This is a genomic window from Gimesia aquarii, from assembly GCF_007748175.1.
Classification (GTDB): Bacteria; Planctomycetota; Planctomycetia; order Planctomycetales; family Planctomycetaceae; genus Gimesia; species Gimesia aquarii_A.
In genome coordinates this window covers 4133773-4149268 of sequence record NZ_CP037422.1, presented here as the reverse complement: position 1 = coordinate 4149268, position 15496 = coordinate 4133773, and the positions used below count along the sequence as shown (strand labels likewise).

Here is a 15496-nt window from a genome sequence, read left to right as displayed (position 1 = left end):
TGACAAGATGCTTTTGAGTTTCGGCATTTACAATGGAGACATGTCTAGTCGAATTGTTTTGTCAAGTAGCTTTTTTAGTTTTCCTTCGATGTCAGTGACGTTTGCCGACGGCGTATCCATTTTTCAAAACCAACGACACAGTATGCGGTAATACCAACGGCTAGAATCCAACCCCACCAGTTCCAGCCGATAGGAGTACTGTGAAAGAGGCGGTTCATGGAGGGGGCATAAGTGTAAAGCAATTGCAGCACGATCATGATGGCCGCTCCACCAACAACCCAGAGATTACTAAGCAGACCGAGTTGGAACATCGATCTTGTCAGACTGCGGCAATTGAACAGATAGAAAAGTTCGACCATGACAAAGACATTCACGGCAATGGTCCGTGCCTCTTCAATACTTGAACCACTTAACAAAGCCCACTCAAACAGTCCAAATGCGCCGACTAGCAGTAAAGTTCCGACCAGAAAAATGCGCCCGATGAGATCTCTAGTGAGCAAGGGGGTATCAGGATCTCGAGGCGGACGTTGCATGATATCTTCTTCTTTGGGTTCAAATGCCAGCATCAAACCCAATAAAACCGCTGTTGTCATATTGATCCACAGAATCTGAACGGGCAGGATTGGTAAAGTGACTCCCAGAAAAACTGCTGCCAGAATCACTAAACCTTCCCCCAGATTTGTTGGTAATGTCCAGACGATAAATTTTGTCAGGTTGTCAAACACACCACGTCCTTCTTCAACGGCAGCTTCGATGGATGCGAAATTATCATCTGTCAAAACCATATCGGCAGCTTCTTTTGCGACTTCCGTGCCACCTACGCCCATCGCGACTCCAATATCTGCCTGTTTCAGTGCTGGTGCGTCATTTACCCCATCTCCTGTCATTGCCACGATCTGTTTCTGAGCTTGAAGTGCACGGACCAAACGCAGTTTTTCTTCTGGAGTCACGCGCGCAAATACCGCACTGGTTTCTGCAACATTGATCAGATCCCGATCGGAGATTTTAGTTAGCTCTTTCCCCGAAACGACCTTGGGAGGAGTATCACTTTGTGTCGCCATGCCATCCAAACCGACTTGTTGGGCGATCGCGGCAGCAGTCAAAGCATGATCGCCGGTAATCATCTTTACGCGGACACCAGCTGTCTGACATGCTTTTACTGCAGCAATCGCTTCAGCCCGAGGCGGGTCGATCATTCCTTGAAGTCCCAGAAACGTTAAGTTACTCACATTCGCATGAGACAGTCGATTAGTGTCGGGTGTGCCACGTTCAATCTCACCTCGCGCAAATGCAAGCACGCGCAAACCTTGGGTAGCTAATTGATCGAACTCATGTTTAATTTTCTCAAGCGGAAGTGGAACGCATTCACCAGAGGCATTTAAAGCCGAGGTACACTTTGACAAGATGACCTCCATAGCCCCTTTGACATAGATGCGTCCTGGTGACTCTGTTCCCATTTCATGAAGTGTGGCCATGTATTGGTATTCAGATTCGAACGGAATGACATCGATTCGAGGTATTCCAGTTATTAGTTCGTCGTTGTCTAAGCCGGCTTTGGCAGCGGAGGTCAGCAGAGCGCCTTCTGTTGGATCGCCTTGGACTTCCCAACGTGCCTCCTTTTTGACCAATCTTGAATCGTTGCATAAGAGTCCTGCTAGCAGACACTCGCGCGCCGCGACATTCAAGTCATGGTTAGACTCATTTCCACTAACGTGAATGGTTCCTGAAGCGGCATAGCCCACACCGGTCACTTTATATTGTTCGCCTCCTGCCCAGATCGCTCGGACTGTCATCTGGTTTTCGGTCAGCGTTCCTGTTTTATCCGAGCAAATAATTGTGGTACTTCCCAGCGTTTCAACCGCTGGTAGCCGACGAATAATGGCCCGACGTCGTGCCATTCGCGCTACACCAATTGCCAAAGTGATGGTGACTGCCGCGGGCAGTCCCTCGGGAATTGCTCCTACCGCTAATGCCACAGCGGCCATAAACATGACGTAGGCAGATTCACCCCGTAATACTCCAATCCCAAACGTGATGGCAGCCAGGATGAGAATCACCACTAACAGCACCTGGCTGAACCAGGTTACCTTTCGGGTCAGAGGAGTTTGTAAAATGTCGGCCTCTGAAATCAATTCGGAAATGCGGCCGACTTCGGTATGGCTTCCAGTCGCGAATATCACACCTCGTCCCTGGCCATAAGTGACAAGGGTTGAAGAATACGCCATATTTTGACGCTCGGCGAGCGGTGTGTCCGGTTGATACACCTGAGAGTGTTTCTCGACGGGTACCGATTCTCCCGTCAACGCCGATTCGTCAATCTGTAAGTCGCGTGTCTCAATCAGTCTTAAGTCCGCGGGGACCTTATCACCAGATTGCAAGAGCACTATATCGCCTGGAACAAGCTCTGTGGATGGTACATTGCGTGTTTTACCGGCCCGAACAACGGTTGCATCTGTCGTGACTGTATTGGCGAGAGCTTCCAGTGCCTTGGCTGCTTTGGACTCCTGTAAATATCCAATCAAAGCATTCACCAGTACGACACCAAAAATGACTCCGGAATCAACCCACTCCTGTAACAACCCGGTGATGGTGCCTGCTGCAATTAGGATGTATACCAGTGGTTGATGAAACTGTAGTAGTAATCGCTTTAAAGGGCCCGAACCAGTCTGTGTGGGGATTGTGTTGGGACCAAAACGTTTTTGACGTGCCTCAATTTCAAATTCGTCCAGGCCTTTTTGCGAATCTACATCCAGTAATTGAACGGCTTCGTCTACTGAAACATGATGTAAGTGCTTTTTGATTAGTGTCTCCATGCTGCATCCTTCACTCAACGTCCGTACTGAGTCATTCAGACTCATTCCATTCCGCCTCCAGCGCGAAAAAACTGTATCCTATCGATATCTTAATCTAATCAACGTGATTTATATGCATTCGGCGCACCAGCGGGCACAAAGATAAAGCATTAATGAAGTGTAGATAAAATCTACATGATGATATCTGGTGGTTCGTGTCACCTAGAATCCTGCGGAGCTCACATATCCTGTTTAGCCAGAGTGAATGTGTATTTTAAGCGAATAGAAGCGAGAAGATTATGGTGCTCTCAAGCGCAGGCTACAAAAAGGGAATGTTTGAAAAGGCTTGCTGTAAATTCAGAATGGAATTTGATCTGAAGAGTTATTCTACATTTGATTCAACAGAGTCTGAGCGGCGGATACAGTAAGTGAGAGGCGTTCAATTAAAGCTATTTTCAGATGCTTAACGACGGTTTGTTTTTTTCTTTGCTGCATCAGCTTCCTGTACATTGACGGGGATCGGTACCACTTTCAGCTTTATTTCTGACTCGTCAGCGATTTTCAGAACATCACGGCAGTATTCATGGCAGCTGATACACGTTGTCAGTGATTGCATGTATGTAAAAGCGGCTCCGTCGAGATTTTCTTCCTTGGCCATTTTTGCAAGTTTTTGTGACTGTCGGCGTAGTTCAGTACGATGGTGGGCATAAATGCGATCGCTGTGTGAAGCCCAGGCGGTGGCACTACAGATGCGGTCCAATTCATTGGCACCACGGAGAATTTGTTCAAAATCTTTGGTGACTAATCCATTGGTGATTTTCTGAGTGCTGGCAAGCTTGGCAAGCATCAGAGCTGATTGTTGGTCACCTTGATCTGGTTCCGACTCACGATTTTCTCCTGATGCGAATGCGGCTCCAAATACGAAAAGAGCGATTCCTGTTACCAATAACCATCGATGCATCATATTCGTTCCTTGAATAGTACGTTATGTCACCCCCCCCGATTCAGGGCAATTTATTCATTCACTGAGTGTAGTTGTGATAGAGCTGAGGGTGTTTTTTCAGCTTTACTTGACCGATAAAATCCGCCTAATACTTCATATCGGCCGCAGAGAGCAGATTTCTGTAATAAATACACAACTATGATTCAAGTATTCCGATTACTTCCACTTTTGGTTTACGTGTCCAGAGAGTAACTCTCTCGAAAACAGTCTTCTGCAAACAACCCAAAATATGTGATTTTCAGACTTTACCACTGCGGGGCACTACATAAAATCAAATGTTAGAATGTTTTGATACTTGTGAGAGAGTCTCACGTGATAATTTAATTCCACAAAGGTAGTAGCTATGTTAGATTCTCAAATCATGATTCTCCAATTCAGGAGAACGGTAAGTATCATCGCGGTTTTGGCTTGTTGGTTTTCTCCATCTTTCGCATTTGCAGAAAACGATTGGTCACATCATCTCAATCATTGGTTGAATCAGAATCAAATTACTCATGTTTCCATACCACAGAATCGAAAATTTGATGAGCAATATAATTTTCTTATCCTGGTTTGGCAGTACAAAACACGTGCCACGAACGATAGAGATCTTTACAAAAAAATTCATCTCAACGGTTGGCACATTGATTATGGTGAAGGCAAGCAAAAACTTGCAGCGTGGGGAGCCCAACAGGAGTGGCCGTATTATGTCGATCATGCCGCCGGTAAGGGGATCTTGCATCTGACACCACGTTCTGGACTCAGTTCAATTCCGAAATCAGGCGCACCCTCACCGCGACCCTGGTCTTTTGCCGATCCCAAAACTTTCCAGGAGTTGACTCGGCGGCTTGATGCAAACATACCACCCATTCTGAATGGTCCCGTTGCCGCCATCGCATTAGATGATGAAGTCTCGTTAGGCAGTTTTAATTCGCCGTTGGAAGTCGATTATTCACCTCAAGCCATTGCCGCGTTTCGCAAATGGTTGAAATCTCAGTATTCTTCCAATTCAGCCTGGCAACGTGCATGGCAGTTACCAGCGGTATCTGAATCAGCAAAACTTGCCTCTGCTCAGCCGGTGACCTATGAGAAAGTTCGACAGCAGCTCAAAAATTTACCACCGAGCAAATGGCGACTGGCACCCTGGCTTGACTTTAGAACTTTTATGGATCAGATGCAGGCAGAAACCTTTGCTGCAGCGGTCCAACATGCCCGCAGCCATGCTCCCACAGTACCGATTGGTGTGGTGGGTGGACAACAACCCTCGGCGTATGGCGGATTTGACTACAGCCTGCTGCGCCATTCCGTGCAATGGATGGAAGCATATGACATTGGTGGTACAAACGAACTTTTACGCAGCTTTTGGGCTGATACGCCACGGCGGTATCAGATGCAAACCTATTTTGCTTCTGTCGATCTAGCCCGTGATCAATGGTTTTTGTGGTACTATCTGGCTCATGGCAACCGTGGAGTGATTGCCTGGCCCGACTCGGGAGGCAAGCCTTGGTTTAATGCTGGGAAAATCAATCCTGCGGTTGAGAAGCTAAGTAACACATTTGCCGCGGTCCAGGCAGATTCCTTGCAGGTTTTAGCCGCGCCACAAACCCAACCCGTTTTTTCCCCAATTGCGTTGCTCTATTCTCATCCGAGTATCCAGGTTGGTTGGGCCATTGATGCGACGACCCACGGAAAAACCTGGCCGAGGCGTTCATCCAGTCTAGACAATTCTTGCTTATCGAGTGGAAAGAATCGTGTCGCCTGGACACGTCTTCTCGAAGACCTGGGACATCAACCACGTTGGATCGATTCACAGGAACTATGCGCCGGTGAGCTGCAAAACAGGGGAATCAAACTTTTGATTTTACCTCAAGCGTTTGCCCTGAGTAGTGAAGAATGTCAGGCGATCAAAGCATTCGTCAAGAGTGGAGGTGCTGTCATCGCAGATTATGCTCCTGCAATAACCGATCAACACGGAAGTGGATATCTGACTCCTCCCCTGGATCAACTCTTCGGACTCAACCGTCTATCAAAGTCGGGTTGGTTTGATGGAAATCGACGATTCGAAGTAGATGGTGAGCGCTATCGCCGACCTTTTGCAGAACGTTTGCCTCAAGAAAACTGCCTGCTCGATTCTAATATGCCAATTGTCGAACGAAGTCTTTCCGGAACTCGTCTTGAACATCAATTTGGTAGTGGACGCACGCTTTATTTGAATCTTTCTCCCACTGGCTATTTTGATCAATCTTTGCGCGGAGCCAACTTCGGTAATCACTGGCGAAAATGGATTGGTGACTGGATTGCCAAACAGGAGATTCAGGAGCCTGTGCGGGTCACTCGAGAAGATCAACAGGAGCATGGCGTTGAATTGTTACGTTATCGAACCAAAGACCAAACAGAAATTTGGGCCATTGTTGCGAATCCCACACGTCAGGCTAGTGTCGATGGACCGGGCAGTGGTATCGCTTTGTCTTCACAGAACATTCCGCTCCGTATTGGAACAACTTTGCCAATCTCTGGGTGTCGAAATCTTCGCACAGGTAAATCTTTGGGAACCAAATTTCCATTGCAACTCGAGTTGCCCGGTAGCGAAGCAATCGTGTTGGAAGTGACGATTAAACCTTAAGGAAATCATAGTTTCCTTTTTTAATATGGAGGCAGATTAGTAACTCGTTCTTGCTAAGAAACCGTCCTGTTTTTAAACATAGTGTTCTGTGAATTAGATCAAATTTGGTTCAGGTATCGATGAACACAGGTGACGGCAAGAGAGCCGTCGCCGACTGCGAAGCCACATCGCTTGGTTGTACCAGAGCGCACATCACCAGCGGCGAGGATCCCCGGACATGTTGTTTCAAGATCGCATGGGGTTCTGTCTTGCGTCCAGAATTCGTCATTATGAATTGCAGAACCAGTTAACACAAAACCTTTTTCGTCACGACGAACAGATTCGGGGAGCCAGTCGGTATGAGGACGCGCACCAATAAAAATAAATACTCCTGTACAATCAAGTTGGTCTTCGGCTTCCGTTTTGTTGTTCCTTACAAGAACGGACTCAACATATTGGTCTCCGTTGATCCCACTGATTTCCGTATCGGGAATCACTTCAATACCTTTATGTTTGAGAATGCGGTTGCACAGGTAGGAAGACATTCCTTTTCCTAACTCATCGCCCCGAATCAGCATCTTGACATGACTGGCATGGTCGGCAAGGAACATGGCGGCCTGACCTGCAGAATTGCCACTACCTACAATGATTGCGGTAGAGTCGCGACACACGCGTGCTTCTACTGATGTTGCGGCATAATAAACTCCGGCACCTTCAAGTCGACGACATCCTTCAAGATCAAGTTGTCGATACGTCACACCTGTCGCTGCCAGAACACACTTGGCTCTGGCTGTTTGTCCGGTACAGAGATCGAGCAGATGATCGCCGTTTTCATCCTGCCGTATTGTTTTCACTGAGACCGGTGATGTGAATTGTGCTCCAAATTTCAGAGCTTGCAAGTACCCGCGGTTTGCCAGCTCCGCACCACTGAGACCTGAAGGAAAACCGATGAAATTTTCAATCTTGGAACTGCCTCCCGCTTGACCGCCCGGACCAATACTATCAATCACGAGTGTTTTGATTCCTTCAGAAGCGGCATACACTGCTGCAGCTAAACCAGCCGGTCCAGCACCGACAATCACAAAATCATAAGGTGTTGTTTCGACTTCCCGCGAAATACCAAGACATTCCGCGATCTTGATGATAGATGGTTTTTTCGCGACGTGTCCGCTGCAGGCCACAACTGGCACATCTTCGATGGTAGCATCCAATTGGCACAACTGTTGATGGCCTTCCTCTTCCGCGACATCAAAGAACGTATGAGGTACATGATTCTTGTAAAAGAATTCTCGAATTTTGGCGGTCTCCTTTGACTGTGCCGTTCCAATGACACGGGTGCCAAGAAACTCTGAAGCTTCCAGCATACGACGTCGCATTTGAAAGGCTTCGAGTAATAGTTCGCTCAAGTCGGGAATTTCATTAAGCAAGCGCCTTACCTTAGTCGCATTGATGATATATGCCTGTGTTTTGCATTTCGCAATCGCTGAGATGACGGCGGGTCGACCTGTCAGAATATCTACGTCTCCGATGAACCCACCGGGACCATGGGTCACCACTTCTCGCGTTTGACCAGTTGTCGTATCTATGATTGCAACTTCCCCAGAGACAATCAGACAGAATGGATATTCCTTTTGACCGATTTCGATTAAAGATTTTCCATTTTCGAACGTCTCCAGTGTTCCCAATTCGCCAACCTGATGCATAACTTCGTCAGACAACTTGGGAAACGCAATTTCTTCGGCATTTTGGTAAGTCATGACTAATGACATCCTCTTATTAGATCAATTTATTAAGGCAGATAAGGCCAGTAAGTTAGTTTGTTGTTGTGGTGAGCGACGAATCGAACTTCGCCGTCTTGAGAGACGACGACGGCAATGGCATCTTGTAAGCCACAGACCAGTCGATAAGCAGAACGATGTCGGGTGCCCGACGAATCTGCTCTTTCAATAACAGACCGTTCTCCTTCCAGGTCTAGTGCGCGGTGAATTGTTGCCGTGTGTGAATCACCGAGTATCTCTCCGCCAAAACCAATCAATCGAAAACTACGGTCAAGCACGAGTGATCCGTCGATATTCATCAAGTCAGTGAAGAAGTGTCCGAGTTCGATTAATGCTTTATCAAGTTCAGCCAATTCAGCATCCTGCATTTGAAGGTAATCATACCAGGTGACAACCTCAAGCCCGCGCGCCTGTCCGACTTCTCGTCCTCGTTTCATCAGGCTTAACATCAGACGGCGAAATCGATTGATCGAGTCATCCTGCTCAAATCGTACTCGAAAACGAAACCACTGATCCAGCAAGGGGCTGTCATTTTTCTCTTCTGGCAGATAGACCAGCATTCCACCATGGCCTCGGTTACGAACAAGACGCAAGATTCGTCGGACTACACTTTGCGCGATATCTTTCACAAACGATTCGCACATCCGTGTGTTGCTCTTTTCAGAATCAGGAATGAGTTCGTCCAATTCTGCCAACAGCGATGTACGAACGGAGCCGAATTTCTGAGGTAACCAATTTGAACGAAATGGATCAAAACCATCGGTTAATAATTTGCCGCTCAGAGACTCTAAGATTCGAGCATTCCCTGCTGCTACGATGATATGACCGGGACCCAGGCATTGGATCACAAGACGATCTGGTAACAATGAATGACGGATCCGGTCGTCTTCCACTTGATTGATCCAGGTTGTTCCGGTGACAATCATTCCCCAGATCGACATTGCGCCCTCAGCTGAGACGTCAACGGCCAGCAGTGCGCGATAGTATCCGGCTGCTGCAGCAAGTTTCCTCAACTCATGAGGTGTGAACTCGCAAGGTTCCGTAAATCGCAGCACATGTAATTGGCTGTCGCCTACAGAAAGTTCGTTAGCAAAGTCGCTCGCCGGTGCAACGATAATGCGGCATCGTACTGCGTTGCCTTCTTCACGGAGTAAACTCGCCTGATACATCGTGTCGAGTAAAGCGGCAATACTTTTTTGTGATGGTAAGTCTTCAGGCGGATACATTGCTTCTTGCCAGCGATCCACAAGCGCTTTCGCCATCACATCAGGATACGCAGACAGTTCATGCTCCATCATGATTCACTCCATTCGGTAGATATTTAGCCACGTAGCTCAGCTGTCCTTGTGTCGTCAGCACACCTCGAAGATGATTGATATGCCGTTCGAATTAGCAAATAGTCACTTCTGACTGTGAGATGGAGTACTCATCACTTTCATAATAGCACTTTGGCCTGACCAGGCAAGTCTTGGATCAACTTGAGGTGTTCGAGTTGAGATGGTTAATCCCAAGATGAGAATCAACCATTCTTAATCTGAGGTCATCAAATCTCTTTTTAAAAACTTGCGTAAAATGAATCAGTCGGAGGTATGAAAACGTTTTCAGAATTGAGTGATGCAAATGAATTAAGTGTGATAATCATGAAAGTCTGAATCCTGAACGGGTCCATTTTTTGAAGTGTGAAAACAAATTATTCAATCAACTGATGAAATTCTTTCATTAACAATTGTTGATTTTTATGACGATTTTCCTGTTTCACCATTTATTTCAATGAAATAAATGGTATATTGATTCGGAAATTTCATTCAGGAGAAATTATGCAAGTCACTGTGAAAGATGTTGCTAAGGCAGCCGAAGTTTCGATAGGCACTGTCAGTCGTGTGTTGGCTGGTGAGCCAAATGTTTCAGCTGAAACGACAGAACGTGTCATGAAAGTCATCAAAAAACTCAATTATACTCGCTTGCGTCGGCGAAAATCCTTGCCTGAAGGCAAGCGTTTACTCAGAAGAAACATAGCAATGCTTCTGCTTGGGATGGATCGTTCGTTGGCCTCTTTACCATCAGTGGCAAGTGGGATTCACGGTACAGAATCAGCTCTGACTGAAGAGGGAGCGAATGTACTTTTAGCAGATCTTCCTTTGGTAGATCGATTACCGGATGTTCTCTCTCGGAAACAGGTGCATGGTATACTGGCAAAAGGCGCGCTTCAGACGGAGTTGATCTCGAACGCCGATCAAAAATTGATTCAGCGTCTACGCGAAATTCCTACGGTCTGGTTTTTGGGACGTCCCCAAAAAGCAGATTGGGGAGATGTGGTCGAGTCGAATGATTCCGAAATCGGTCGTCTGGCGGCTGAATATCTGCTTTCGCGAGGACATCAACGAATTGCCATTCTTGATCCTAAACCAAATCATGTGACACTTGGTCAACGTTGTGCGAGTTTCACATGGCATGCCACTCAGGGAGGTGCGACACTTGAAAACATTTTCGGTAAAGATGCCGACTGGGGTCTACCTCTCAAATCAGTTGAGGATGTTGAACTGGTAGACAGGCTGGTAGGTCGTTTATTGAAGCTGAAACGTCAACCGACTGCAGTGTTTGTTCCCGCCGATTCCATTGCGGCACTGGTCTATCGCGCCTGCACGCGACGTGGTTTATTGATTGGGAAAGATTTGAGTCTGATTTCCTGTAATAATGAAGTACCACTGTTAACCGGCCTTTATCCTGAGGTGACTACCATTGATATCTGTGCAGAGCAGATCGGCCGTCAGGCAGTGGAACAGCTTATCTGGCGCATGTCTCACCCAGAGACACCTGCTGTGAATGTTTCTGTCCAACCATGTTTGGTGGAAGGGATGTCTGTCACTGATCTGACATAGAGAATGAAACCTTGTTACTTTACCTCATCGACACTCCTGGAACTGCTTTATGTTTTACCACTCTCTGACACGTTACATGATTGCTTGCACTTCGTTATTTAGTTGTGCAGCGGTAATTGCTGAAGAAACCGATTTATTGCCAGTCGTTCCTGAAGGTTTTGCGGTTGAGGTTGTTGCCAAAGAGCCAGCTGTCAGAAATCCTTGTGTGATGGCATTTGACCGACTTGGTCGGATTTTTGTGGGACAGGGGCCGCAGTGGCGCGCACCATCACCAGAATCTCCCGGTGATCATATCGATATTCTGATCGATGATAATCAGGATGGTACCATAGACCGCACGAAGCGCTTCGCAGAAGGATTCAATTGCATTCAGGGTCTTGCATGGAAAGGCCGTGATTTATGGGTTGCAAACGCCCCTGATCTCACAATCGTACGCGACCTGGATGGTGATGATGAAGCTGACGAGTATGTCCGCGTCTATACAGGACTGGGTAATCTGGAACATGCACTACATGGTTTGAACTTTGGCCCGGATGGAAAACTCTATATGTCCAAGGGGAATTCCAAAGGGTATAACCGGCTTGATCAACTCGCTCCCAAAGCATTTCGTGAGCTGTGGGGTCTACCCTCACCAGAGGGGGCTCCAGACTACACAACCATTGAGGTGTTCAAGAAAGGAGAATACCAAAAAAAATATCATACGCCTGCTGACGACTGGGGCCAACAGGGAGGTATTTTGCGGTGTGATCCGGATGGCCGCAATCTGGAGATTGTATCACGTGGGTTCCGTAATCCGTGGGATATTACATTTGACGATGGATTTGACTGGCTTGGTACCGATAATGATCAGACACACGGAGATAAAATCTTCGCTCCCTTTTATGGTGCTCATTTCGGTTGGGGGCACCCGTGGAGTTATCATTGGACTGGTGTAGGGCACCTACCCACAGTTCCCGCCAGTAGCCCATTATTTGAAGGATCGGGAAGCGGTGTCATTCACTATCATGCGAAGCACTTTCCGGCTGAATACCAAAACGTTTTTTTTGTTAATGACTGGATGCGTCGCGAAGTCTATCTGTTCCGCCCTCAATGGGATGGGGCGTTGATGAGAGCAAAAGGGAAATCTCCCACTGTATTTGCACATGCTGAAGGAGGTCGTTCTTTACCGAGTAGTTCAGGCCGTGTCTTCGATCCTACGGATGTCGAAGTAGGGCCAGATGGTGCGCTCTATATTTTGAGTTGGGGGCATGCCTATGGCTCAACCGTCAAAGCAGGCAAGCAGGTCGATGTCGGCCGTGTTTATCGAATTCGATATAAGACAAACCCGCTGATTGAGTGGAAGCAAAAACATCGCCTGAAGCCGTTGGCAGAATGGTCACATGATGAACTGTTTGAAGATCTTGGAACGCACCTTCCTGCCTGGAGAACTGACGCACAAGCAGAGTTCGTCCGCCGTGGTGCAGAATCCCAATCTTATCTGTTAGCCAGGCTGAATGAAGGTAAACTCACCAGAGCAGAGCAAACATGGGCATTGTGGACACTGGGGAGACTCTCCCCGGACGACCCATCCATTGAACAGTTTTTGGCTGCTTTGACAGGTAATGCGAATGCTCCGAAAAACATGCGAATTCAAGCCTTGCGGATTCTTGCATTTCGTGTTCGTCAATTTGGCAAGCAAAGGCAATTACCGGATATTGTTAAGGAACAGCTCTCAGCAACGCAGCCGAGACTGCGTCACGAAGTGGTTCAAGCGATCTGGCAGGCAAATCAATCTCAATGGGTCCCCCAATTGCTGGATCAATTAAAACGCGAGGAGGATCGCGTGATATTTTATTCCCTCTGGAACGCATTGAGAGAACTCAGTAGTCCAGAATCTCGAAAAGCATGGATAGACAATCCGCATGCAAATGTCCGGTTGGGAGCACTTCTGGGACTGTTTCAAGATGATGCCATCACAGCCGAAGAGGTGTTAGCTTATCGAACCGATCATGATAAACGTGTTTCAGATTTAGTGGAAAGTTGGCTCGTAAAAACGGGAAGTGCGAAACCCCTTGTCGTAATGAGCCCTCCGCCGGGTGAATATCACGAGCCCATCAGTGTTTCGTTGAAGACATCAATACCCGGAGGAGTGTTAACTTACACACTCGATGGCTCTAGTCCGGTCAATACTTCAACTCGTTATAGGGGGCCGATCAAAATCGATCAAACGATGACGCTGAAAGTTGCTGTGGCACAAGAGAACACACAGGCTGGTCGCATTTCCTCAGGGGAATATCGCATTAGACATATTCCTCCTTATAAACACCGTGCATTTATTTCTGACATCAGAGTAAAAAGCAATCGCGCCTATTCGATTGACTGGACGGGATTAATGATTGGAAAGCGGCACTATACGGATCGTGATTATCGAGTCACTCAAGTTCCCGTTGAATTACGGGGGATGCCATTTCTGCAAACTGTCAATCATGATGATCGATCCAGTGGCACGGGATGGTTGAAGATGACCTCCGCTGAAGAGGTCTCAGTATTGGTGGGGGTAGATATCCGATGTACCAGCCCACTGGCATGGATGAAAATCGGACAGATTGACGGATTTGAAGAGACTGGGCTTGAAGTGAAGACCACGGACGCTGTATTTCGTTTTTACAGAAAACGTTTTTCTGAAGGGCAAATTCAGCTGGGGGGAAATACAAATCATCCAGAGTCTGACTCAAGGCGAGGAAACTATATTGTGCTTTTCGAACGCCAATTGCTTCCATCTACTCCCGTTGCAAAATCGGTCACAGTAGATGACGTACTCGCATTAATGGGTTCTGCTGATAGCGAACGAGGCCGTGAGTTATTCCTGCATCCGCGTGGTGCAGGCTGTGTGAAATGCCATCAAATGGAGGGCCGTGGCAGTGTACTTGCTCCCGACCTGTCAGATATCGGCTCACGTGCTAAAACGCCTCAGGTTCTAATTGAATCAATTATTAAACCAAGCGCCGTCATTACAGAAGGGTTCGCACAACAGCAAATCGCTACTGTTAATGGTAAAGTTTATAGTGGCGCAGTACTCGAAGAGTCGGGGCGTTCGTTGAAGCTGGTGAATTCAAAGGGGGAGGTCACGACCATACTCAAAGCAGAGATTGAGGAACGTGTAGGAACGAAAGTCTCTCCTATGCCTGCAGGATTTGAAAAGCTGATGACAGCTCAGCAGATTGCCGATCTCGTCTCATGGCTGATGACGCAGAAAATTGCCGGTGACCGAAAGGGATTTTCTTTCCTTGATCAGCCTAATCAACTCGAGATTAATTTTGGTAAGCAACGTATTGCAACCTATCTCAAAAAGTCAAAAAAACTGACGCGCCGCGCATTGGTAAATGTGAAGACTCACCGTGGAATTCAAGTGACACGAAATTTTCCACCTCGCAGACCCGATGATATTGATCCAGGATATTCGGGTGAGCAAGGCATAATTCATCCGATCATGCATCCTGGAATCTGGATTGGATTTGGTGATGTGAATGGGAATGATTACTGGCGCTTAAAAGCGGATGTTGTTTTTGACGGTTTTATCAAACCACCAACGGGCACAAAAAAATCGGGGAATTTTATAGTCCGAAATCTCTACAAAAGTGAAGATCAATCAGAGTTGGTTTGTAGCGAAATTACTAAATATCACTTTGATCGAGTACCTGCTGGCATACTGCTGCGAATCGATGCCACCTTTCAGTCTGATCAACGTGATTTCTATTTTGGAGACCAGGAAGAATCCGGTTTGGCGGTTCGGGTGGCATCACCTCTCCGCGTTCAAGGAGGTAACGGATCAATTTTGAATGATCTAGGCAAAAAAAATGCGGCTGCGATGTGGGGTAAAGAAGCAAAATGGTTTGACTATTCCGGAACCATCGGAGACAGGCAAGTTGGTTTGATGGTCGTTCCCAATCCCAAAAATTTCCGGCCTTCCTGGTTGCATGCACGCGATTACGGCATCGTTGTCACAAACCCGTTTCCGAAACAGCCCAGGGAGCGGAAAGAACCCTATACAAAAACCTGGGTGAAAAAAGGTGAACCACTTCATCTTTCTTACGCCGTTTTGATCCATGATTTACCTGTAGAGAAACCGCTGGACCGCACCGCGACTTATAGCGAGATACTTGAGTATCTGAAATAACGTGGCACATCAGGAAGGGTTTGGCCTTTGAAACCTCCCGGTCTCACAAAGCAAATGCAAATATTCATTCGATTGCCCTATGCTTGACCACTGACCATGTTCTATCATAGTTTTTACATTTGAAGATTTGATCTGCTGGTTTTATGTCCTGTACCCGCGTTTCAATTTTTCGGTTAAAGTCATTCGATTGAAGAGACCTATTGACTCAATTGGCACGGAAACGATAGTTTGAATTGATTCAGATGTCCTACGTTCCATTTTTCGTTTTTCTCGAGATGTCGAAGCAATTCCGTATTTAAGCAGCATT

General features: G+C 47.0%; 7 protein-coding genes. 3 read left to right on the top strand and 4 right to left on the bottom strand.

The genetic code is table 11. The features are described from left to right. Nucleotides 1–74: 74 nt before the first annotated feature. Entirely contained in the window at nucleotides 75–2813 is a 2739-nt protein-coding gene (locus tag V202x_RS15760; protein ID WP_145180614.1) for a cation-transporting P-type ATPase, read from the bottom strand. Nucleotides 2814–3255: 442 nt separating this feature from the next. Next, nucleotides 3256–3756 (bottom strand): hypothetical protein, encoded by a 501-nt coding sequence (locus tag V202x_RS15755; RefSeq protein ID WP_145176826.1) that lies wholly within the window; start codon nucleotides 3754–3756, stop codon nucleotides 3256–3258. 382 nt (nucleotides 3757–4138) lie between these two features. Here V202x_RS15755 and V202x_RS15750 point away from each other — a divergent pair, with 382 nt between their 5' ends. Beyond that, on the top strand, nucleotides 4139–6397 hold the full coding sequence (locus V202x_RS15750; RefSeq protein ID WP_145176823.1) for a beta-galactosidase: 2259 nt from the start codon (nucleotides 4139–4141) through the stop codon (nucleotides 6395–6397). A gap of 98 nt (nucleotides 6398–6495) precedes the next feature. Here V202x_RS15750 and V202x_RS15745 read toward each other — a convergent pair whose 3' ends face one another. Next, the gene (locus tag V202x_RS15745; RefSeq protein ID WP_145176820.1) at nucleotides 6496–8133 is read right to left on the bottom strand and encodes an FAD-dependent oxidoreductase; all 1638 of its coding nucleotides are present in this window, start codon (nucleotides 8131–8133) and stop codon (nucleotides 6496–6498) included. A 32-nt stretch (nucleotides 8134–8165) separates the two neighbouring features. Next, on the bottom strand, nucleotides 8166–9452 hold the full coding sequence (locus V202x_RS15740) for a putative sensor domain DACNV-containing protein (RefSeq protein ID WP_145176817.1): 1287 nt from the start codon (nucleotides 9450–9452) through the stop codon (nucleotides 8166–8168). A 519-nt stretch (nucleotides 9453–9971) separates the two neighbouring features. On the opposite strand from V202x_RS15740, the gene V202x_RS15735 reads away from it, so the two are divergent. Further along, complete coding sequence (locus tag V202x_RS15735; protein ID WP_145176814.1) at nucleotides 9972–11033, top strand: LacI family DNA-binding transcriptional regulator; 1062 nt, start codon at nucleotides 9972–9974, stop codon at nucleotides 11031–11033. Between the two features lie 49 nt (nucleotides 11034–11082). Next, on the top strand, nucleotides 11083–15189 hold the full coding sequence (locus V202x_RS15730; RefSeq protein WP_145176811.1) for a PVC-type heme-binding CxxCH protein: 4107 nt from the start codon (nucleotides 11083–11085) through the stop codon (nucleotides 15187–15189). Nucleotides 15190–15496: the final 307 nt, after the last annotated feature.